Origin of the sequence: Asticcacaulis sp., from assembly GCF_047605585.1 — a bacterium.
In the GTDB taxonomy this organism is placed as follows: Bacteria; Pseudomonadota; Alphaproteobacteria; order Caulobacterales; family Caulobacteraceae; genus Asticcacaulis.
In genome coordinates this window covers 467,360-490,603 of record NZ_JASGFK010000002.1, presented here as the reverse complement: position 1 = coordinate 490,603, position 23,244 = coordinate 467,360, and the positions used below count along the sequence as shown (strand labels likewise).

Below are 23,244 nucleotides of genomic sequence, written 5' to 3'. Positions count from 1 at the left end.
GTTGGGATTGCTATGAAGGGTTTACTGTCTACGGCCTTGCTTCCGCCCCTGATCCTCTCCCTGGTGTGCGTCACGACGGTCGCCAGCGCTCCGAAACGCCCTGGGCCTCATCATCCGCCCACCGCAAACGCCCCGGTCACTGAGGCTTTCAAGGCCGAAAAAGCGCAACAGCACCCAATTCCGTTCATGCTGGGCACGGTACCCAGCACCTATAAGCCCCTGCCGCGACAGGATGTGCTGATCACACATGCCACCGTCCTTGATGGCGCCGGACATCGGTTCGATGATGCGGACGTGCTCAGCCGTGACGGCAAGATCATCGCCATCGGCACGCATCTGGAGGGGGGGAATGCCCGCGTGATCGACGCCAGCGGCCGGTGGGTAACGCCCGGCCTGATCGATCCGCACAGTCATGACGGTACCTATTCCATGCCGCTGACCTCGATCGACGATGAATCGTCGGATGTCTCGGAAATCAGTTCGCCCATCGCCGCCGACACCTGGATCGAGCATGCGATCAATACCCAGGACGCGAGTTTTATCTACGCGCTGCAGGGCGGTGTGACCACTCTCCAGGTCTTGCCAGGATCGACGCCGCAGATCGGTGGCCGGGCTGTGACACTCCATCCGATTCCCGCGACCAATGTCGCCGCCATGAAATTCCCCAATGCGCCTCAAGGTCTGAAAATGGCCTGTGGAGAGAACGCCAAGGGCTATTTTGGTGGCAAAGGCATGCGTCCGACCAGCCGGCAAGGGGAAATGGCGAACTTCCGCGACATCTTCAGCCAGGCGGCCGGCTATCGGGATCAGTGGAACCATTATGAGCAGGATCCTCATGGCCCGCCCCCGTCGCGTGATTTGAAGCTGGACACCCTCGCCGCCGTGCTCAACGGCGATCTGCGCGTCAATATTCACTGTTATCGTGCCGACGACATGGCCGAAATGCAGGCACTGGCGACGGAATTCGACTTCAAGATCGTGGCGTTCCATCACACCGTTGAAGGCTACAAAAATCCTGACCTTTTCACCAAAACCGGCACTTGCGCCATCGTGTGGCCGGACTGGTGGGGCTTCAAGATGGAGGCCAATGACGGCATTCGCGAAAACGCCGCCATACTCGATGCTGCCGGTGCCTGCGTCACGGTCCACTCGGACTCTCCGGTCATAGGCCAAAGACTGAACATTGAAGCGGCGAAAGCCGCTGCCGCCGGACGGCATATGGGCCTGCCAGAACCGCCCGAGCACATCATCAAATGGATCACCAGTAATCCGGCAAAGGTTCTCGGTCTCGAAGACCGGATCGGCACCCTCGCCCCTGGCTACAATGCGGACATCGTCATCTGGTCCGGCGATCCGTTCAGTATCTACAGCAAAGCGGATACGGTCATGATCGATGGGGCCATCGCCTATGATCGCAACGATCCAACCTACCAGCCGCTCAGCGACTTCCAACTTGGCCGCAAGGCGGGAGGTGTTCAATGAGGAAGACCGCGTTTACCACTACGCTTGCCGCCCTTCTGGCCTTCCTGCCTTTGACTTCTCTCGCGCAAGACCTGGCCATCACCCACGCCGAGGCCTGGACGATGGCTGGCGCCGACGGCGGCAAGATTTCGGACGCTACCGTCATTGTTCGCAATGGACGGATTGTTTCGGTTACGGCTGCCGGTGCCGTGCCCCAGGGCGCAACGGTCATTGACGCCGCAGGGCGTATGGTGACGCCCGGACTGATGAATGGCGCGACACAGCTAGGTCTTGTCGAGACCGGCGCGGCGCAAGAAACCAACGACAAGACGAGCACCAATACGACGTTGGGCGCCTCTTTTGACATCCAATACGCCCTGAACAACAATAGCGTGCTCCTGCCCGTTGCCCGCGCGGATGGCCTGACGCGAGCGGTTTCCTACCCAGGCGCCGCTGGAATCGCCCCGTTTATGGGACAGGCAGCAACCATTCACCTGACGGAGACCGGCGACATTCTGGAAAAGCCGCAAGCCGCACTGTACGTCCAGATCGGCAGTGCCACGCTTTCGGCCGCCGGCGGTTCACGCAGCGCTCAGTGGCAGCTCCTGCGTAATGCTTTGACCGAAGCTGGTCGCTACAAGCCAGGCCTGCCAGATGAACCCATCAGCCGTCTTGATGCCGAAGCATTGCAGAAGGTGCTCAAGGGTCAGCTTCTGGTCATATTGACCCAGCGCGAGTCCGACATCCGTCAGGCCATCGCTCTGGCCAAGGATTTCAGGCTGCGTGTGGCCGTCATGGGGGCTGACGAGGCCTGGCGGTGTGCCGACGCTCTGGCGGCGGCGAAGATACCAGTCATTCTCGATCCGATGGATAATCTGCCGATCAGCTTTGACCAGATTGGCGCGCGTCTCGATAATGCTGCTCTTCTCGGCAAGGCCGGTGTGACCATGTCGTTCTATGCGTCCGGCAATACCATCTATCTGAGCTACGATGCCGGCGAAGCCATGCGCGAAGTGGCCGGGATGGCAGTCGCCAATGGCCTACCTTACGCGGATGGCCTAGCCGCCATGACGATTGGCCCGGCAGCTATTTTCGGCCTGAGTGACCACTATGGCACTCTGGCTAAGGATCAGGATGCCGACATCGTCATTTGGGACGGCGATCCGCTTGAACCCGGGACCTATCCATGGAAGGTATTTGTGCAAGGCCAAGAGGCCTCTCTGGAAACTCGGCAAACCCTCTTGCGCGACCGCTATATCAGGCCCACCGGCCTGCCTCCGGTTTACCAGAAATGAGAAATCTGCCCCTCGCCATCCTTCTGGCGCTCCTCGCCGCCTCGACCGCCCATGCCCACGATGACGACCTTCCCGTGCCGTTCGGCAATGCTGTGGGCTGGATCAAGGACGGCGCCGGTGCGGTCGATAATGTCAGACCTCGCCAGGCCAGCAATCAGGTGCTGCCTCTAAAGCCTTCGCGGACTATCCGGTTCGATACCGACGAAGGCACCTGGATGTCGTTGAGTGTCTCGCCCGATGGCAAGACAATGGTCTTCGACATGCTGGGCGATATCTACGCGCTGGATACAAAGGGCGGCGTGGCCAGGCCCTTGCGCACCGGCCTGCCGTTCGAGTCCCAGCCGGTGTTTTCGCCGGACGGCAGGCAAATCGCCTTTATCAGCGATGCCTCCGGCGCCGACAATCTCTGGGTCATGAAAGCCGATGGCACCGGCGCCCGCCAGGTCAGTTTCGGCGATGACGATACCGTGCTGGTGTCGCCCGAATGGACGCCGGATGGCAAGTCCGTCTATCTCAGCCGCTATCGCCCGAGCTACAATGCCTATGAACTATGGCAATACGGGCTGGATGGCAGCGAAACCCTGGTCGTCCCCACCAAGGCCAACGCCGACCAGGGCCGCGACGCCTGGCTGAGCACACTGGGCGCCACGCCCTCACCCGACGGCAAGTCGCTCTACATGGCGCGCCACGTTGGCTCTGGTGATGCCGATCAGCGCGACGAATGGACCATCGTCAAGCGTGATCTCGTTTCAGGTGTCGAAACCACGCTGATCGCTGAGCCTTCCGGTTCCGGCCACAGCCGCAATCCCGGCGCCTATTTCCGTCCGTCGATTTCGCCGGACGGCCGCTACCTCGCCTACGCCACGCGGTTCGACAACCAGACCGGCCTGCGCCTGCGCGACCTGCAAACCGGCGAGGACAAGTGGCTGGCCTTCCCGGTGACGCATGATCAGATACAGGCTAACAGCTGGCTGGACCTGTTGCCGCGCTATAGTTTCGCGCCGGACAGCCGGTCGATCCTGATTACGGTCGGCGGCAAGTTCCAGCGCATCGCGCTCGATGGTACGGCCACGCCGATCCCCTTCACCGCCCATGTACAACTGGCTCTGGGTGCCCTCAGCCGGCAAAAGATCACCGAGAATACAGGCCCGGTCCACGCCCACATCATCCAGGCACCGCAGATGTCGCCGGATGGGTCGCAACTGGCCTTCTCGGCGCTCGGCAAGGTCTATGTCATGGCGCTGACTGCCGACGCCAAGCCCCGTCTGATCGCTGATGGCTGGCAGCCGTCATGGTCGCCGGACGGCAAGGCGCTGACCTTCGTTACCTGGTCGGCACGCGATGCCGGCGATGTCTGGACGGTGGCGCTCGATGGTTCCGCGCCGAAGAAGATCAGCCCACGCACTGATTACTACACCTGGCCGGTCTTCACGCCCGATGGCACCCAAGTGCTTACCGAGCGCTCCGCCCAGCGCGACCGCCTGCGCCTCTATATGGAATATGGCGCCACCCGTGACGCCACCCTGGTCAGCCTGCCGGTCAATGGCAGCGCTTCGCGCGATATCGCCACGACCTATATGGGCCAACGTCCAACCTTCACCAACGAGCCTGACACGGCCTATCTGCAAACCGGCGGCGGGCTTTCGCGTGTCGACCTGAAGAACGGTGCCGTCAGCGACATCGTCTCGGTCAATGGTCCGGGCTGGTATTTCCAGGATGGCCCGGTGGCGGTCGATGCCCTGCGCCTGTCACCCGACGGCAAGTGGATCGCCGCCATAATCGGCCAGCAACTGCACGTGGTCGAGCGCCCCGCCGCCGACGTCAAAGTCATCGACCTGTCCGACCCAAAGATCAGGCATCGCCGCATCACTGACGTGGGCGCCGATTTCATGGAATGGTCGGCGGATGGCAAGACCCTGACCTACGCCCTGGGTTCGACTTTCTACACGCGCTCGCTCGATAGCATCAGCTTCGACGACAAGCCGAACTGGACGCCCGATCCCGGCAAGCCGGATCGCTTCCATGCCGATGTCGTCGTCCCTCGAGATGAACCGAAGGGCCTGCTGCTCCTGCGCGGCGCCACGGCCCTGCCCATGGATGCGCCCGCCATCGCCGATGCCGATATCCTGATCGATGGCAACCGCATCGCCAAAATCGGCCCACGTGGCAGCTTCGATGTCCCGACCAATGCGACGATCCGCGATGTCACCGGCAAGACCATCATGCCGGGCTTCATCGACACGCACGACCACATCGGCACGGTCCGCCGCGAGATTCTCGACAACGAGGACTGGGCTTTGCGCGAGCGCCTGGCCTATGGCGTCACCACAAGTTTCGATCCCTCGACCCTGACCATCGACGAGATCGCCTACAAGGACATGCTCGACGCCGGCCTGATGACCGGCCCGCGCCTGCCTTCCACAGGCATGGCGCTGTTCAGCTTCAACCGGTTCTCGTCGCTGGAAGATACCGAAAAGGTCCTCAGCCGCTTCCACGCCGATTACGGCCTGAGCAATATCAAGTCCTACCGCGTTGGCTCGCGCAAGGTGCGCGAATGGGTGCAGATGGCAGCGCTCAATGAAAAGCTGCAACCGACGACCGAAGGCGCTTTATCGCTCAAACTCGACCTCAGCCAGATCATGGACGGCTATTCCGGCAACGAGCACGCCCTCGTCGCCCTGCCGATCTATAAGGACGTCATTCAGCTACTGGCGCAGAGCCGGACCAGCTATACGACGACCTTGCAGATCACCAATGGCGGCGCCACCGGCCAGGATTACTTCATTGCGCGCGACAATCCGTCATCGAGCGAAAAATACCGCTATTTCACGCCGCATTTCGCCCTGGCCCAGATGACGGCGCGCCTCGATCAGTGGCTGCCATTGTCGGAATACGCCTTCCCCACCGTGGCCAAGGGTGCAGCCGATATCCAGCGCGCCGGCGGCCTGGTTGGCATCGGCGCGCACGGCAATACGCCAGGCGTCGGTTTCCACTGGGAACTTGAAGCCCACGTCATGGGGGGCATGACGCCGGAAGAGGCCTTGCACGCCGGTACGCTCGGCTCGGCCGAGACGATCGGCCGCCTCGGGGAAATCGGCAGTCTGACGCCCGGCAAGTTCGCCGACCTGATCATCCTTGATGCCGATCCGCGCACCGACATCACCAATGCCTGGAAAATCAACCAGGTCATGAAAAACGGCCGCCTCTACCTGGCCAAGGATCTCAGCCAGGTTTGGCCGGATCCCGCGCCAGCCACGTCACCCTGGTTCGCCAATGAATACCCCAATAGTGGAGCCCTCCAATGATGAAATCCATTCTTCTCGCCGCGAGTTTGCTGTCGGTGGCCGCGCCGGCTTTGGCAAAACCGAAGACACCTCCCAAGCCTGTCGCCACCGCGCCGATCGCTCCGCCCGCGCCTGCGCCGGCCGCTTCGGTTCCGATGACTCAGATCGAGATATACCGCATCGCGCCTGGACAGCATGAAGCGTTCCTGGAATTCATCGCCAAATGCGACGAAGCCAATAAGCTGGCTGGCTTGCCACCGCGTCAGCTCTATATCCATAGTGACGGCGCCGATTGGGATTTCCTGCTGATCCAACCGGCACAGACCCCGCCTGACAAGGCGGCGGCACTTGATGCGGCGTGGGACAAGCTCGGCCTCCCCTCAGGCTCGAACTTCTTTCTCGAAATCCGAAAATATATAGCCGAGCATACGGACACGTCGGCCAAGGGCCCCACAACCGCAGCGGATTATCTCGCCACGGTCACACATTGACCTTGGCCCATTTAAGGCACATTCCGATCCGCTACCGTTAGCCGGCATTAGAATGCGCGTTACATTGCCTGCCCAATTGACAGGATCTGTTTCGTGCTGAACACAAACTCTCCCGCCACGGCTTCGGCCCTCGACGCCGATATCCGTGACTTCATCCGCATTACCGGCGAAGCCTATGCCTCGCACGGCCAGGGCGTTGAAAAGACACCTGCCACGGCGCGCCAGGTTGCCGAAAAGGTACGTGCGCCCTGGGTCGCCGGTGGCCCGGTTATGGCAAACACGGTCGAATCGATGGTGCCGACGCCGCACGGAAACGTACGCATCCGCATCTATCGCCCCACCGACGAAGCACGTCAGCCTGGATTGGTCTACTTGCACGGCGGTGGCTGGGTGATGTTCAGCCTCGACACGCATGATCGCATCATGCGGGAATATGCGGGGCGCACGGGGATCACGGTCATAGGCATCGACTATGCCCTGGCGCCTGAGGCGCGGTTCCCGGTCGCGCTGGAACAGAGCGTCTCGGTCTTAGCCCATCTGTTCGACAACGCCGCCGATTTCGGCCTTGATCCCGATCACCTGTTCATGGGCGGAGATTCGGCGGGGGCCAACCTGTCCCTGGCTGCGGCCATCGCATTGCGCGACCAGGGCCGGGGTGGCATTCTCAAAGGCCTGCTCCTTAACTACGGTGCCTTTTCAACAGACCTTCGTCCAGAAGACGTAAGCCGCTATGGTGGGCCGGACTTTATGCTGACGGCCAGTGAAATGGATTACTTCTGGCAGCAATACCTGCGAACCCCCGAAGATCGGGCCAATCCACTGGCCACGCCCCTCAGGGCCGATCTGACCGACTTGCCCCCGATCTTTCTGTGTATCCCTGAATGCGATGTTCTCACCGGACAGAGCCTGCAGCTCGAACAGCGCCTGGCCGCGACTGGTGTGCCGACGCAAGCCATTATCTATCCGGGTGCGTCGCACAGCTTTCTCGAGGCCGTATCGATCTCCCAAGTGGCCGGCCAGGCTTTTGACGACGCGGCAAGGTGGTTGCGCGCGTATCTTTAGAGCTGCGCCCATATGGGCCGAAACATGTGGCGCAAAATGTCCGCGCCATCTCGCCCCTTCAGGTTCACATCAGTTTCATTGTGTAGGGTCAATTGTCCTGACGGTGATACAGTCGATCAGAGACTTGCTATGTATCCAGCGTGAGGAGCCTGCGTGAAAGTCGCCTTCCCCCGGTTTTCGCTTGTCGCGAGCCTGACCTTGCTGTCAGCAAGTGTGTCGGGCTGTGTCGCCTATCAGCCTGCCCCCATCGATATCGGGCAGTTGTCGGTCTCAGCCCACAGGGCGATTGCGCTGCCTTCAGATAGCCACGGATTGCTTGAGACTGCCCTGGCGCATGATCCGGCGCTTCAAGCAGCACGCGCCCGCCTGATTGCCGCCGAAGCCGCCGTACGATCTTCAAAAAATCTGCCTCCCCTCAGTCTGAATCTGACGGCTGAATATTCGAGGGATGCCGATGCGCAACGCCCATGGCTGTATGGCGGTTCTATCGGCATTCCGCTTGATCTCGGTGGCCGTCGCGACGCCCGCGTCACCAGTGCGGAACTGGCCGTACTCAGGGCCCGCTACGATGTGGGCGAAGCCGCCTGGAAGGTTAGGCAGACCGTGATGCAGGCGCTTTCTGATCTGCATACGTCCCGGCAACAGATCGATGCGATACAAGGGCTGCTCGATCAGCGCAACCACCTGGCCGCGCTCATCAACAAACGCCTGGCGGCGGGAGAGGATGCGCATAGTCAAGGTCTGCTCGCTCAACTCGATGCTTCAGGACTGATCGATGGCTTGCTGCAGGCCCGCGCGAAACACGCTCAGGCCCAGGCCAGCCTGGCCCGCACTCTGGATGTGCCGGTCACCGATATGGAGTTGGATATCGACCTTAACCCGCCGCCGGTCGATCCCTTGTCAGCGGCACGCCTCACGGGGCTTTCCAACCAGGCCCTTTATACGCGCGCCGACGTGCTGAATGCCGTTGTTGACTATGACGTCGCAGAAAACGATTTGCGCAACGCGGTCGCCAACCAGTATCCCGACATCAATATCGGACCTGGCTACACCTGGGAGCGTGGCGCCGTCAAATTGCCGCTTACCGCTAGTTTCACCCTGCCTCCGCTCGATGGCAACCGCGCCAACATTCACCAGGCTGAAGCGGCCCGCACGGCCGCCGGGAAGGCCCTGGAAGACCAGGTCAAGAGCACGCTTGCCGCCATTCAGCAGGTCGCTCTGACCTATGAGTCGGATCGCGCCATCGCAGATAAGGTTCGAAAAACTGATATGCCCCTGGCGGAAGATTTGGCGTCACGCAGTTCCCGGCTGACTCAGGCTGGAGAAACTGACCAGACCGAAAACCTGGCCGTGCAGATTGCCGCGGCGCAGACCCGGCTGACACTCTTTCTTGCGGAGCAAGCGACCCTGGACGATCGCCTGAACCTGGAAGACACCCTGCATCAATCCCTTGACCCGGCAGAAAACGAGATTTTGAGGGCCGCTGTTCAGCCCCAAGAGGTGAAAAAGTGAAACCCATATTCCTCCTTGCCGCCAGTGCCGCCATGCTTGGCCTAAGCGTTCCCACCATGTCGCCCCCGGCCCGGGCGGAATCCCCCCAGCTGAAGCTCGATGCGCGCACACAGACACGGCTGCAAATCCGCACCGCCGCCATCGAAGCGGCCCACAGCAGTGACAGCGTGTCCGGCTTCGCGACAGTCGTGGATGCCACACCGCTTCTCCAGCTGATCAGCGATTATGACGCCGCAAAAGCCGCGCTTGCGGCATCTGCGGCCGAAGCGGAACGTTCCGCCAGCCTGGCCAAAGACAACACGATGTCGAGCAAAGCGGCTGAGACGGCGCGCGCTCAGGCTCAGGCCGATCAGTCCAGGGTTACCCTTTTCAAACAAAGACTTGGTTTCGAATGGGGGCCCTATTTTGCGGGTCTGTCAGATAACGCCCTACATCAGCTGGCACGCGATGTGTCCATGGCGCAGGCGTCGATCGTTCGTATCGACACTCCATCCGGACAAGGGCTGAAGGGCGCGACCGCCGCGACAATCGACATGGGTACCATCGGGGCCATTCAGGTTCGGGTGGTGGGAATTGCCCGCACGGCGGACCAAAGGTTGCAGTCGGCGGGTGTTATCGCGCTGGCCTCCGGTAGTCAGGCTGCCTATCTCGGCAACGGCCTTACCCTGCCTGCCAAACTCTATGGCGGGGGCGGCACAAATGGCTTGCTAATCCCCAACAGCGCCCTGTTGCGGCAGGGGGGCCGCGTCTATGCCTATGTCAGGACCAATGTCCAGACCTTCGATAAGCGCTCTGTGACCTATGGGCGGGTCACTGCAGATGGGTTGATCGTCAATCAGAATTTCCGGGCGGGTGAGCAGGTGGTGATCCAAGGCGCTTCCGCCCTGCTGGCGGCCGAAACCCCGGTTGCGGCGGAGGAATAGCATGCTCGCCTCCCTCGTACAGCTCAGCCTCAAGCACCCCCGTCTGATCGCACTTGCAGCCACCTTGTTGCTGATCGCCGGCGGCGTGACGGCCATGCGTGCAAATTACGATGTTTTTCCGGATTTCGTCCCGGCGCAGGCCGAGGTGCAAACGGAAGCCCCGGGGCTTGCGGCTGATCAGGTCGAACAGCTTGTCACACGCCCTGTGGAACAGGCTGTTAACGGCGCCGCCGGTGTTGAACAAGTGCGTTCAGAATCCACGCAAGGCCTCAGTACGGTTTCAGTCACCTTCAAGCAGGGATCCGAGCCTTATCGCGCACGTCAGATCGTCGCCGAAGCCTTGTCAGAGGCGGCCAGCGCCCTGCCACCCGGTGTGGGGGCTCCCAAGGTCGCCCCCCTCACCTCCTCGACGATGGACCTGCTAAAGGTGGGCTTCGTCAGTCAGAAGCTGTCCCCCCAGGCCTTGCGCGACTTCGTCCAGTGGACCGTCCGTCCCCGCGTGATGTCGGTGCCGGGCGTGGCCCGCGCTACAGTCTATGGCGGACAAATTCACCGGATAGAGGTGCGCGTCAATCCCGAAGCTCTGGCGGCACGTGGCCTCAGCCTCGACGACGTGCTGAAGGCGACGCAAACCTCGACAGCCATGAGCGGTGGCGGCTTCATCGATACCGCGGAGCAACGTATTCTGGTCGAGCCGAATGCACAGGCTGCGACCGTAGGTGATATCGCAGCCACCCCCATTCCTTCTGTCGGCGGCACCGGACCTTCTGGCGCCATCGTCCATATAGGCGACGTCGCCGAGGTGGTCGACGCACAGACCCCAGAAGTCGGCGATGCCGTCATCATGGGGCAACCCGGCGTTCTGATCAGCCTGTCGAGTCAGTACGGCGCGAACACCCTGAAAGTCACCCGGGATGTCGAGGCCGCCCTTGAAGAAATGAAACCCGCCATGCAGGCGCAGGGTATCAACTTCGTGCCCAACCTGCACCGCCCGGCCAACTTCATCGAAACAGCCCTGCATGGTATTTTCGACGACCTGCTGATTGGCGCCGTTCTGATTGCCGTCATCCTGTTCCTGTTCATGCGCGACATCCGCACGGTGCTGATTTCTTTTGTCAGCATTCCGCTCTCCCTGCTCGCGGCGATCATGGTCATGGATCGCTTTGGCATGAGCATCAACACCATGACACTGGGTGGCCTCGCCGTTGCGCTGGGTGTGGTGGTCGACGACGCGGTCATCGACGTCGAAAATATCGTCCATCGTCTGCGGGAGCGTCCCGAGGGCGTCTCCGCAGCCGACGTGATCCTGAAGGCCTCGCTGGAGGTCCGCTCTCCAGTTATCTACGCCACTCTGGTCATCGCCTTGGTCCTGGTGCCGGTTCTCATGATGAACGGCCTGCAGGGCGCCTTCTTTGCGCCCCTGGCACTCGCCTTCATCCTGTCGACCCTGATCTCGCTGGCCGTGGCAATTATCGTCACCCCGGCCCTCAGCCTCCTGATGCTGCGCAATAGCCGGCCGACCGCCGAACCCGGTTTTCTGCGTGGCCTGAAGCAATGGCACCAACGCGTTCTCGAAGCCGTATCAAACCGTCCGGCACCGATATTCATTGGCGCCAGCGCCATCAGCCTTCTGGCTGTGGCCGCCCTGCTCTTCTTCAACGCGGAACTGTTGCCCGCCTTCAAGGAAGGCCACTTCGTTCTCGGCGTCTCGGCTCAACCCGGCACATCTATCGCTGTCATGCGCCGTTACGGACAATCCATTTCTCAGGATTTGCTCAAAATCGAGGGTATTGCCACCGTTGAACAGCAAATCGGCCGTTCCGAAGGCGGCGAGGATGCGTTCGGCACCGAGCAAAGTGAATTTCACGTCGAACTGAAACCGCACCTCTCGGGTGCCCGGCAGGATGATATCGAAGAACAGATCCACAAGGTCCTGGACAGCTATCCCGGTCTGCAGACCGAGGTCCTGACCTTTCTGGGCGACCGCATTGGCGAGTCCCTGACCGGTGAGACAGCGGCCATTGCCGTGAACCTCTACGGCGCGGATGCCGATACGCTCGAAGCTTCCGCACAGGAGGTCAAAACCGTTCTTGAAGGCATACCTGATGCGGGTGACGTGCAGGTCCAGACGCCCCCCAAAACCCCAAGCGTGCGCGTCGACATCGATCGATCCGCTGCGGCCCAGCGCGGTATCGCTCCGGCAGATATCCTGAGCGCCGTTCAGAGCGCCTATCAAGGCGCTACGGCCGCACAAATCTATCGTAATGACAGGTCCTATGAAGTTGCAGTGACCCTGCCCAATGCGCTGCGCCAAAGTCCCGAAGCCGTGAGCGAGTTGTTGATACGCGCTCCGGATGGATCGATGGCCCGGCTCGGCGATATTGCCCACGTCCAGCCTTCCGACAGCCGCACGATCGTGTCCCATATCGGCGGGCGCCTGGTCGAAACGGTCACTGCGAACCCAGCGCCGGCAAGGGTGAATACGGTCACCAAGGCCGCTCAGATGGCGATCGCGCAAAAGGTCAAGCTGCCAAAGGGCGTCTATGTGCAATATGTCAGCCTGGCGGATGAAGCCGCCAAGGCCCGTAATGAGCTGCTGCTCAATACCGGCATGGCGCTTGTGGGGATCGTCGCCCTGCTGGTGCTGGCTTTCGGCGATGCCCGCGCCGTCGGGCTCATCGTGGCATCGGCGCCGTTCGCCCTGGTTGGCGGCGTTGTCGCCGTGGCCGTGACCGGCGCCAGCCTGTCGCTTGGCTCGCTGGTGGGCTTCGTCACCCTGCTCGGCGTCGCCGCCCGCAACGCGATCCTGCTCCTGGCACACACAGAGCAACTGGCCGAAGAAGGGCATGAATGGTCGATCGCCACGGTCACCCGCGCCACCCAGGAGCGCGTGACGCCCATCCTGATGACCGCGCTGGTCACCGCCCTCGGCCTCCTGCCGCTCGCCATGGCGACAGGTCAGTCCGGCCGGGAGATTCAGGGCCCCATGGCCATCGTCATCCTGGGCGGCCTGATTACCTCCACCCTGATGAGCCTGTTCGTGCTGCCGGCCCTGATCTGGCGTTTCCGGCGCCCACAGCCACGCCTGTAAAAAAAGCGCCGGCACGCCATCTGTCAGGCTTGCGTCAGCGATGAGGAGTATAAGGGATCGTGACCGGCCTAACGTCCCCTGACCGGTCGCAACCGAAAGCACGGGTCGCGGCGCCTACGCCGCGACCTTTCGTTTTTACGCCCCCGCTTCGGTGAGTATCACAGGCTCATTTACCCGGCTTTGCCAATACGCCTTCCCATCGGGCAATGATCGCGGCCGCCACGGAATTGCCAATGACATTGGTCGCCGAGCGCCCCATATCCAGCACGTGATCGACCGCGAGGACAAGCCCAATCCACGCCTCTGGCAGGCCCAGATAGGTCAGTGTAGCCATCACCACAACCAGTGAAGCGCGCGGCACGCCGGCGATGCCCTTGGAGGTGACGAGCAGCATGAACAGAACCAGGACGAGTTGGGGTGTGGTGAAGGCGATATGGTGCGCCTGCGCGATGAACAGAATAGCGAAGACGCAATACATCATCGAGCCGTCAAGATTGAACGAATAGCCAAGCGGCAGCACGAAGGCCGCGATGCGCCGCGGCACTCCCGCACGCGGCAGGGCGTCGAGCAGTTTGGGATAGGAGGCCTCGCTGGAGGCCGTGGAAAAGGTCAGAAGAATGGCTTCCCAGATCGCTGCGAACCAGACAGCCAGCCTGCCGCGGAGAATCAGAGCCGCCACGGCGATCAACAGCCCCCACAACAGGCCCAGGGACAGATAAAATCCACCGACAAAACGCATATAGGTCAGGAGAACGCCGAGGCCCTCCTTCGCGACTGCCGAAGCCAGGGCACCGAAAATGGCGACAGGCGCAAAGGCCATGACCAGTCCGGTGACCTTGAGCATAATGTCGCTTGTCTGTTCCATCAGGCGCATGACCTGCGGCGCTCGGTCCGCGACCATGGTCACGGCCGTGCCGACGAATACGGAAAACACGACGATCTGAAGGATATTGTTTTCGGCCAGCGCCGCAACGATTGAGGTCGGCAGGAGATGATCTATAAAGCCCTCAAGCGTAAAGTTTCTCGATGACAGGGCTACCCCCGCTGCGGCATCAGGCGACATGTCAGCAAAATGCGCGCCCGGCTGCAGCCACTGCACCATTAAGAGGCCAAGGCCGAGCGAGACGACAGAGGCAGTCAGAAACCAGAGCAGAGTCTTGCCCCCGACCCGGCCGACCGCAGCCGCGCTCTCCATGTGTCCCACGCCCACGATCAGGGTGGTCAGAACGAGCGGCGCCACGATCATCTTAATCAGATGGAGGAAGATGGCCGTCAGCAGATCGAAACCTGCCACGGCCTGCCCCGCCAGCGTAGGTGGCAGGTAATCATGACATAGCCAACCGGCTGTGATTCCAAGGCACATGGCCAGGAGAACGAAAAAGGCCAGTGGTGACTTCATACCAGGGGGCAACCTCGAACGAGATTCAAGACGGAAAATGGGCAATCTTCATCGCAACGCCACCTATTGCGGCCGCGACGCCAGATAATCGGCGGCCGTCGTCGGCCCTTTGACGAAACTATCCGTATGTTCCGCGACATATTCCCGAATGGCAAAGAAGAAATTGGCGCCTGAGGGCAGGCCTTCGCGGTCCCACGCCGCATCGAAGGCCGCTGCCTTGTCAGCCGGCAAATCCGTTTCTTCTCCCTGAATGATCAGGAAATCCCAGTCCGCGCCATCGCTATGCACATATAGCTCGCGTGGCGGCAGACCGACCGCGGCATTGACCTTATCGCACTTGGCGATGAATTCGAGGAAGGCCTCGTGCTTGGCCGGCGCAATGCGGTAAATCTCGACTGTTTTCTTAGCCATCGGTGCTGCAGGCGCGGTCGTCTGTCCATAGGCCAGAGCCGGCGTGATCATGAGCAGCATCGCTGCAGAAAGGAACCATTTCATCGCAAGTCTCCGGATTATTTTACGCGGGTGGCTTCATAGGAATAGGGCCCGCGGCGGAAGATCAGCCCAGAAGGTTTGCCGTCATAGCCATAAACGAATTCGACGCCGTAACTGATGTTACCGTCATAGACGAAATGCACGTGATCCTCGGGTATCAGTATCGAGGGCTCGCCCTCATCATCCTCTGTCAGAGTCAGGCCTCCGTCAGCGACTGCGATGTTGAATGTCACCGGCGCGGTCGCCATGTTTGTGCGCTGGTTGATGACGTCCGGCATGGGCTTGATGGCATATACCCCGGCCAGCGCCTTGAGTTCATCTTCCCCCAACTGAATCCTGGGCAGTGTTATTTCCTCGGTCTTGGTCCAGCCTTCGGCATCTTCGATTGCTCGCCGGATTTCGGCATAGAGTTTTGACCCGTTGGCCCCATTGGTGAAAATCATCATGCCGTTGCCGGTCGCCAGATTGCCCTCCATCCAGGCCCGGTAATGATCATTGGCGCCGGTATGGAAAAAGCGCCGGTCCATCCCTGCCCCGCTGAGAAATGGCCCAAGCCCGGCAGGTGATACGCCAGTCTCGGTCATGGTCTCCCGGCCCAGTTCCGGATTAAGGAAAGCGCCGGGCTTAGCGTGATAGGCGTCCATCAGAGCGATGACAAAACGCGCATAGTCAGTCGGTGTCGTCCATAGGCCGGACGCCGCCATTTCGGGGAAAGTTTCGTATCCGCGCGGCAGAGCTACGCGCTTTCCAGATGCATCGTGCGCATAGGCGATATCGCCGTAGTTTTCAGGCAGAGGGTTTACAAATGTCGAGCGCGTCATGCCCAGTGGTCCCAGCACATAGGTTTGGGCCGCCTGTGGAAAGCTCAGGCCGGTGACGTCTTCGATCAGCAATTGCTCGACCTCGACCCCGCCCCCCGAATACCGCCAGGTGTGTCCGGGGGCATAGGAGATCGTCAGCGGTCCCGTCTTGACGGGCCCCGTGCCATTCAGCGTATCGACAATGGTAGGCGTCGGTTCTCCGGGCAGGAAATCCGGAAAGTTGTTCAGGTTCATACCGGCCGAATGCGACAGCAGGCCACGCAGTGTCACCGGCGCGATCCCGGTATAAGGGTTTTGCGGAAGCTTCCAGCGCTTCAGGTAGGGGGAGATGTCCGTATCGAGATCAAGCCGTCCCGCATTGACGAGCCTGAGCGAGATAGCCGCGCTCGGCACCTTGCTGAGCGAGCCCACCGAAAATACGGTATCAGCATCCACCTTGTCGGTGGTCCCGGCGGCCCGGACACCGAACCCGCGGGCCCAGGCGATCTTACCATCGCGAATGACCGCAATGCTCACCCCCGGCACACCATAATATTTCATACGCTCTTCGAGTGTCCACCGTACCGGCTTTTCACCGGCATACTGGACGGACGGACGCAATCCGTACAGGAAGGCCTTTATATCCGATGCCTCCGTTTTTTGGGGGCCCGCAACGACGGAGGACGTGAACAGCGGTGATCCAGCGATCGCCAGGACGGCAACCGCCATCAGCAGATTTTTCTTGAACATGGACTATTCCGGCAATCAGGGTTTCAAGGGAATGACTTTCCCCTCTTTCATAACGAAATCGATTTTGCGAAGCGCCTGGATGTCTGCCAGCGGGTCGGCGGGCACCGCCACAATATCGGCGAAATGATCCTTGGCGATAAGGCCGCGCTGGTCGGCAATATGCAGCAATTTGGCGCCATTGAAGGTCATGGCCTTGATGATGTAGGCATTGGGAATACCGGCCCGCGTCCACATTTCCAGATAGTCAAATTCGGACTGGCCCCGCGTTTCGCCCGGCAGGTTCGCGGTAGTATCGGTTCCAAACGCCATGGGCACGCCGATTTTCCATGCACGCTTTAGCCGGTCCAGCTTCATATCGACGCGTTTCTTTTGCTTGTCGCTAAAAGGCCCGGCCCCCAGGAGCGGCATGTCTGTCCCCACCAGATACGTGCCCTTCTGCTTCATCAGTTTGAGAGCCGTGTCACTCAGCTCGTAACCGTGCTCGATGCTGTCGGCACCTGCGAGAATCGCCGGTATGGCGGTGGCGTCGTCCTTTGCGTGAACGGCCAATGTGACGCCCGCCCTGTGGGCTTCATCCGCCGCGACCTGGATTTCTTCCTGTGTATAGATGGCGTGATTGCCGAAGCGGACGTCATTGACGATCTTGATCAGCTTCGCGCCATAAAACAGGTTTTCGCGAACAGCCTTGCGCATCTCCTCAGGGCCATCGGCATCGATATATTCAAAGTGCCAGATTTCACCGGCTTCCGGCGTGACCTGATCGGCCTGGCCACCAAAGGCGGCGATGATCTTGCCCGAGTTATAAACGGTTGGCCCGTTGAAAAGGCCGGCCTCAAAAGCCCTGCGCATATCGGTGTCGGCGTAATTGCCGGCATTCCCGACGTCCCGCACCAGGGTAAATCCGGCTTGCAGCATGTCTTCGCCATTATGGACGCCAACCAGGGCGCGATATCCGGTCCCATCCTTCGCATAGGCTTCAGCAAGCCCAACTTCGTAGTCGAAAGTCAGATGCGTATGCAGATCCATCAAACCGGGTAATACCCATTGGTCGGACAGGTCGATTACCGTCTCTGGAGGAGTCGATGGCAAGGCATCGACGACATCAACGATCTTTTTGCCATCGATCAGAATAATCTTATTCGTCGTCACGATTCCGGTTTCCGGATCGATCAGATGACCTGCCTTAATGGCCGTTACACCCGCCGCCGCGGAGTCCGCGAACAAGATCCATGGCAAGACAAAGGCCGCCCTTACAAGCGCTTTCATGCTATCCCCTTCTGGATCGGCCACGCCGCAAAAATGTCCGGTGGCGGAAGATCCCGGGAACCGAGACTGCATCAAGAAATCGCGCCGCACAATAAACCCACGATAAATGGGTCATTAAGACAGAACTTAATGCGCGAGCGCACGCAGGCTTATGACCGCCAAGGCACCGGCCTGAAGCCCTCCCGCAGATGCTCGATAAAGCGCGCCGTCCGTGCCGAACGACCATGCCGGTCACGTACCAGCGCCATGACCGGTGCGGGCGGCGCCTGCCATTCCGGCATGATCGGCACGAGGCGGCCCGCCTTGATGTCATCGGCCACATGCCATTCGGAACGGCTGATGATGCCCAGTCCCGCCAGCCCCCAGGCCTTGACCACATCCCCGTCATTGCTGGCGATGGTCGCATCGATGCGTTGGCTGACCTTGCGGCCATCGCGCACATGCTGGAAACGCCACAGAGTGACATCTTCCTCGTTTTCCCGCAGGGCGATGCAATCGTGATGACGCAGATCATCCGGTGCCTCAACCATCCCTTTGCGGGCAATATAGTCCGGTGACGCGCAGACGATCCGGTCGTTCGGCGCCAGGCGTTGTGCCACCAGAGAGGAATCACGCAGTTCCCCAATATTAATCAGAATATCCCATGGCTGGCTTTCATCCCGACCTGGTCTATCCGACAGGGTTAGGTTCAGCGCTACAGAGGGAAAGGCCATCCTGAACCGGGCGGCGATATCCGCCACATAACTCCGCCCGAATCCGAGTGGTGCCACAACCCTCAACTGACCGGAAACGATATCTCTTCGCGTGGTCAGTTCGGTTTCGAGCGCATTGATGTCGTCGAGAATTTCGCGACTGCGCTGGCTCAGCAAGGCCCCTTCATCTGTCAATTTCAGGCCGCGCCCTGAGCGATCTATCAGCCGGATACCCAGGCGCGCTTCGATCTGGCGCAGGCGCTGGGTGACAGCCGATGCCGTGACATCCAATGTACGAGACGCCGCCGCCAGCGATGCCGACTTCGCCAGAGTATCAAAAAAGCGCAGGTCTTCCCCGGATAGCATTTAGCCTGACCTTAAAGCTGAACTAAGCAACACCTAATTGCCATCAGCTACTCAAGCGTGTCAAGTTTCGGCTCACGCGGCGGGGGCCGTCTTCGCAGCATTTCATTTAAAGGCGAACCGAAGCCGCAATGCCCGGTCGCCGGAGTCTTCACTTGGTACAAACACTTCCGGGCACCTCATTAATCGATCTGAATACGCCCTGCCTGCTCCTGGACCGGGACAAGCTTGACGCAAATATCGCCCGCATGAAAGCCCATCTCGCGCCATTCAATGTCGTGCTCAGGCCACATCTCAAGACGGTTAAATCCATAGATGTCGCACGCCGCGTCATGTCTTCAGCGCAAGGCCCCGCCACCGTCTCAACCCTGGCTGAAGCCGAAGCCTTCGCCAAATGGGGCGTGAGGGACATTCTCTACGCTGTCGGCCTGACGCCCGCAAAGATCGAACGCGTCACGGCCTTGCGCCGCTCCGGCGTTGATCTTACAGTCATTATCGACGGCCTCGAAGCCGCCAAGGCGATCGCTTCGGCCTCCAGGGCGAGTGGCGACGCCATTCCCGTCCTGATCGAGATCGATTGCGACGGTCATCGGGCCGGTGTCGCCGCCGGCGCCTTTGATGAACTCGTGGCCATCGGTCGGGTGCTTGAGGATGGCGCACGGCTTAGAGGCGTTATGACTCACGCCGGCTCCTCCTATAACGGCGGCAGCTTGGCCGAAATCGAGGCCATCGCCGAAATCGAACGTAAAGGGGCTGTAGACGGCGCAGAAGCCCTTCGGGCGGCAGGTTTGCCTTGCCCGGTAGTCAGCGTCGGTTCCACGCCCACCGCGCTTTTCGGACAGAATTATGATGGCGTAACAGAAGTCCGCGCTGGCGTGTTCATGTTCTTCGATCTGGTCATGGCCGGCATAAATGTGTGTACTGTCGACGATATCGCGCTCAGCGTACTGGCCACTGTGATCAGCCGGCAGGACAGCAAGGGGCGGATTACGGTCGATTCCGGGTGGACCGCGCTTTCGCGCGACCGAGGCACGGCTGACCAAAAGGTCGATCAGGGCTATGGCCTTGTCTGCGATCTTCAGGGGGTACCTTATCCCGACCTCATTGTTCAGGCGACCAACCAGGAGCATGGCGTCCTGGAACTCAGGACAAACGCAAACGCGGCCCTGCCACCTCTGAAGATTGGCGACCGCGTTCGCATATTACCCAATCACGCATGCGCAACCGGCAGCCAGCACGCAGAATACGCTGTCATACGGACGGGCGGCACCGCTGTTTCCGAAGTCTGGCCACGCTTTTCCGGCTGGTAGGGCGCGGACACTCCTCTGCGGCCCTGAAAAGCAGGCGGCGCACCCTCATGGTGTGCCGCCTGTTTCTTATTAGCGCTTGAGCGCGACCGCATCAATTTCGACAAGATAGCCGTAGTGCAGCTCAGGCACGGGCACCACCGACCGTGCCGGTTTGGCGCCGCCGAGCATCTGTGCGTATATACGATTGAACTCCGGCCAGTGCTCAATCCCGGCTATATATACCGTGACCTTTAGAAGGTCGTCCGGTGTGCCGCCTGCGGCTTCGAGTATGGCCAGCAGGTTGCCCAGCGCCTGACGTGCCTGTGTTTCAAATGCCACATTCGGCTGATGCACGCCGTCAATCCTGACAGGCAGCTGACCGGATATGTAGATATGCCCTCCCCCGATCAGAGCTTGCGTATAGTGCCCGGCCGGTGGCGGCGCATTCGACGTCAAAACCGATTTAATCATTGTTTTTCCTAAATAATATCATAATTTTTAGATTTGGCGAGTGTACGACGACCACCGGCCAGGACATAGGATGCCGCCCTCAACAGCATACCGGAAGTAAGGCCTAACTTAATCCGTCATTTAGGTTGGATTGCATTGTGTTCGTCAAAATCGTGAGGCACCGTCACATTACTGTTGCATTGCCGAAAAGAGACAGTCCGAAGGCAAAGCGCATGCAGCGTCCGTTATTTTAACAGCGGACGGACCACCATCTTCCGCCACCGCTTCAGGGTTTCCGGGGAGGGAAAGCCGACATCGTCACCTGCCTCAGGCGGATTTCGCTGCCATTCAACACAAGACGTGTCGCATAGGTCCGCAGCATTAGGACAAGGCGGAAGAATGGGTTGGACTGGGGCTTTTCATTCTATCAAGGGGATATACATGTCTGGATACAAATTCGGTTTAAAACTGGCGATTTCCACAATCGCGCTCATGAGTGTCGCCGGCGCGTCATTTGCGTCACCGGCTGACGACAAGGCGCAGTCAGGCAGCGATGCGGAGCATGACACCATTGTCGTGACGGCGCGCCGCCACATTATTTCGGGCAAGACCGGTGTGCCCATCGAGGAAGTTCCCCAGAACATCCAGGTACTCTCTGGCGCGCTGCTCAAAGATCAGGGCGCGGTCATTCTCGATGATGCCCTGCGCAATGTCGCCGGCGTCATGCCCGGTGGCTACTACAACGGTTACGACTATTACCGGATACGCGGCTTTGACTCCTCCACCTCCACCTATCTCGATGGCCTGCTGTTCTTCAACGGCATCAGCCAGAGCACCGAGATTTCAGGCCTGGATCGCGTCGAAGTCGCCAAGGGGCCGCCCTCCTCGCTCTATGGCCAGGCATCGCTCGGCGGCATCGTCAATCTGGTCAGCAAGCGCCCGACCAGCCAGCCCTTCGGCAATCTCGAAATCACCGGCGGCACCCACGATTTCTACGACGCTGAACTCGACATCAATCACCCCCTGACCGCCGATGGCAAGTGGCTCGGCCGCATCGACACCATCTACCGCCATACCGGATCTTACGTCGATTATGCCGACGGCAACCGCCGTGTCTATATCGCGCCGTCCGCGACCTGGAAGATCGACAAGGACACGACTCTGACCTTGCTGTTCAAGTATCAGAACGATCACTCCGAACTGGCCATGCCGCTACCTGCCGCCGGAACGGTACTCGACAACGCGAACGGTGAAATCGACCAATCCACCTATGCCGGTAACGCCAATGACCCTGGCACCATCGATCAGTGGCGCGCGCACGCGGGTTATGAATTCACCCACCGCTTCAATGAAACCTTCAAAATCCGGCAGAATTTCCGTGCCACTCAAGGTCAGCAGAAGTGGAAGGATCTTCTGTATCCCAGCGCGCTTGAAAGCGATGACCGCACACTGAAAATGTACCCCTATTCCTTGCGCAGCCGCGAATCCAACATCGCTGTCGATACCGCGGTCGACGCCCACTTCGAGAACGGCCCGGTCAAGCAGGCAATCACGGTCGGTGTGGATTATCGCTGGAACGGTTCCCAGTCCCAAAGCCAGCAGATCAACTATTCGGACTCCTCAAGCTATTACTACCTCGATCTCTTCGATCCGCAATATAGCGACTTTACACCTCAATATGCCCGCGTACGGTCGCGGACTTCGGGCGTGACCACGGCCGGCCTCTATTTCCAGGACGCGATCAAGCTCTACGATACCTTCACGATCACGGTCGGCGGCCGTCAGGACAGCAGCTCCAGCCGATCGAACGGTGTCAGCAGCAAGGACAACGCCTTCACACCGCGTTTCGGCCTGACGTGGGAATTCCGCCCCAATCTTTACGCCTATACGAGCTACTCGGAATCCTTCACACCTCAGGTTGGCTATGACGGGGCCACCGGAGAACAACTCTCCCCGGAACGCGGCAAGATGGCCGAGCTGGGCCTGAAGTCCACCCTGATGCACGGCCGCTTAAACAGCACGGTCTCGATCTACGATCTCAAGCGATCAAACGTCGCCATCGACGATCCGGATTCCTCCGGTTCCTACATCAATGCCGGTAGCCAGCGCGCCCGTGGCCTGGAACTGGACAGTCAGCTTGAAGTCACCGACAATCTGGAACTCATCCTCGCCTATTCACATGTGAAAGCGGAAAATGCGAAGGATCAGATCGTCGATGGCGATGTGATGACAAAAGGCAGCCGCCTGCAAAATGTACCCGCCGACAGCCTGAGCACCTGGATACGTTACCGCTTCACGGACGGCGCCCTGAACGGACTGGCCCTCAGCCTCGGCGGCAGTCACTATTCCGATCAGGCGGGCGACATTCCGGATACCTTCAGCCTGCCCGCCTATACCCTCATCAACGCCAATGTCGCCTACAAATTCGGCTCCTACAAGATCCAGTTCAACGTACGCAACCTGACGGATGAGACCTACTATACAGGTTCCTATAATACCCTTTATGTGTTGCCGGGTCACCCGCGCACATTCCAGCTCACACTGAGCAAGGCTTTCTAGCCTCGCAGGCACAGTGTGACGCCCGGTCATGGTGGTCCGCTCCTCCATGGCCGGGCGCCCCTATT

Annotated in this window: 16 protein-coding genes; 10 read left to right on the top strand and 6 right to left on the bottom strand. The window is 60.2% G+C overall.

All coding sequences use genetic code 11. The features are described from left to right. Positions 1-12 precede the first annotated feature (12 nt). The 8 genes from QM647_RS08150 (at position 13) to QM647_RS08115 (ending at position 13,119) form a co-directional block, all read left to right on the top strand. Complete coding sequence (locus tag QM647_RS08150) at positions 13-1,482, top strand: amidohydrolase family protein (RefSeq protein ID WP_414995008.1); 1,470 nt, start codon at positions 13-15, stop codon at positions 1,480-1,482. After that, complete coding sequence (locus QM647_RS08145) at positions 1,479-2,756, top strand: amidohydrolase family protein (protein ID WP_414995007.1); 1,278 nt, start codon at positions 1,479-1,481, stop codon at positions 2,754-2,756. The genes QM647_RS08150 and QM647_RS08145 overlap by 4 nt, the downstream gene beginning before the upstream one ends. Beyond that, the gene (locus tag QM647_RS08140; protein ID WP_414995006.1) at positions 2,753-6,061 is read left to right on the top strand and encodes an amidohydrolase family protein; all 3,309 of its coding nucleotides are present in this window, start codon (positions 2,753-2,755) and stop codon (positions 6,059-6,061) included. Before QM647_RS08145 ends, QM647_RS08140 begins: the two co-directional genes overlap by 4 nt. Then, positions 6,058-6,531 carry a hypothetical protein gene (locus QM647_RS08135; protein WP_414995005.1) on the top strand — a complete coding sequence of 158 codons (474 nt, stop codon included), beginning with the start codon at positions 6,058-6,060 and terminating at the stop codon, positions 6,529-6,531. The genes QM647_RS08140 and QM647_RS08135 overlap by 4 nt, the downstream gene beginning before the upstream one ends. A gap of 93 nt (positions 6,532-6,624) precedes the next feature. Then, complete coding sequence (locus QM647_RS08130) at positions 6,625-7,593, top strand: alpha/beta hydrolase fold domain-containing protein (RefSeq protein ID WP_414995004.1); 969 nt, start codon at positions 6,625-6,627, stop codon at positions 7,591-7,593. 153 nt (positions 7,594-7,746) lie between these two features. After that, positions 7,747-9,105, top strand: coding sequence for a TolC family protein (locus QM647_RS08125; protein ID WP_414995003.1), 1,359 nt, complete (start codon positions 7,747-7,749; stop codon positions 9,103-9,105). After that, positions 9,102-10,028 carry a hypothetical protein gene (locus QM647_RS08120; protein ID WP_414995002.1) on the top strand — a complete coding sequence of 309 codons (927 nt, stop codon included), beginning with the start codon at positions 9,102-9,104 and terminating at the stop codon, positions 10,026-10,028. Before QM647_RS08125 ends, QM647_RS08120 begins: the two co-directional genes overlap by 4 nt. Before the next feature lies 1 nt (position 10,029). After that, positions 10,030-13,119: an efflux RND transporter permease subunit gene (locus tag QM647_RS08115; RefSeq protein WP_414995001.1), complete on the top strand. Its 3,090-nt coding sequence runs from the start codon at positions 10,030-10,032 to the stop codon at positions 13,117-13,119. A gap of 166 nt (positions 13,120-13,285) precedes the next feature. Here the strand turns inward: QM647_RS08115 and QM647_RS08110 are convergent, their stop codons facing one another. The 5 genes from QM647_RS08110 to QM647_RS08090 form a co-directional block, all read right to left on the bottom strand. Then, positions 13,286-14,518, bottom strand: a complete 1,233-nt coding sequence (locus tag QM647_RS08110; RefSeq protein WP_414995000.1) for a dicarboxylate/amino acid:cation symporter — start codon at positions 14,516-14,518, stop codon at positions 13,286-13,288. A 63-nt stretch (positions 14,519-14,581) separates the two neighbouring features. After that, positions 14,582-15,013 (bottom strand): hypothetical protein, encoded by a 432-nt coding sequence (locus tag QM647_RS08105; RefSeq protein ID WP_414994999.1) that lies wholly within the window; start codon positions 15,011-15,013, stop codon positions 14,582-14,584. Positions 15,014-15,027: 14 nt separating this feature from the next. Continuing rightward, positions 15,028-16,560 (bottom strand): serine hydrolase domain-containing protein, encoded by a 1,533-nt coding sequence (locus tag QM647_RS08100; protein WP_414994998.1) that lies wholly within the window; start codon positions 16,558-16,560, stop codon positions 15,028-15,030. Between the two features lie 15 nt (positions 16,561-16,575). Next, entirely contained in the window at positions 16,576-17,826 is a 1,251-nt protein-coding gene (locus tag QM647_RS08095) for an amidohydrolase family protein (RefSeq protein ID WP_414994997.1), read from the bottom strand. 149 nt (positions 17,827-17,975) lie between these two features. Beyond that, on the bottom strand, positions 17,976-18,884 hold the full coding sequence (locus QM647_RS08090; RefSeq protein WP_414994996.1) for a LysR family transcriptional regulator: 909 nt from the start codon (positions 18,882-18,884) through the stop codon (positions 17,976-17,978). A gap of 152 nt (positions 18,885-19,036) precedes the next feature. Here QM647_RS08090 and QM647_RS08085 point away from each other — a divergent pair, with 152 nt between their 5' ends. Next, complete coding sequence (locus QM647_RS08085; RefSeq protein ID WP_414994995.1) at positions 19,037-20,191, top strand: alanine racemase; 1,155 nt, start codon at positions 19,037-19,039, stop codon at positions 20,189-20,191. Between the two features lie 69 nt (positions 20,192-20,260). Here QM647_RS08085 and QM647_RS08080 read toward each other — a convergent pair whose 3' ends face one another. Continuing rightward, the gene (locus QM647_RS08080) at positions 20,261-20,641 is read right to left on the bottom strand and encodes a RidA family protein (protein ID WP_414994994.1); all 381 of its coding nucleotides are present in this window, start codon (positions 20,639-20,641) and stop codon (positions 20,261-20,263) included. A gap of 420 nt (positions 20,642-21,061) precedes the next feature. Here QM647_RS08080 and QM647_RS08075 point away from each other — a divergent pair, with 420 nt between their 5' ends. Continuing rightward, positions 21,062-23,179: a TonB-dependent siderophore receptor gene (locus QM647_RS08075; RefSeq protein WP_414994993.1), complete on the top strand. Its 2,118-nt coding sequence runs from the start codon at positions 21,062-21,064 to the stop codon at positions 23,177-23,179. Positions 23,180-23,244: the final 65 nt, after the last annotated feature.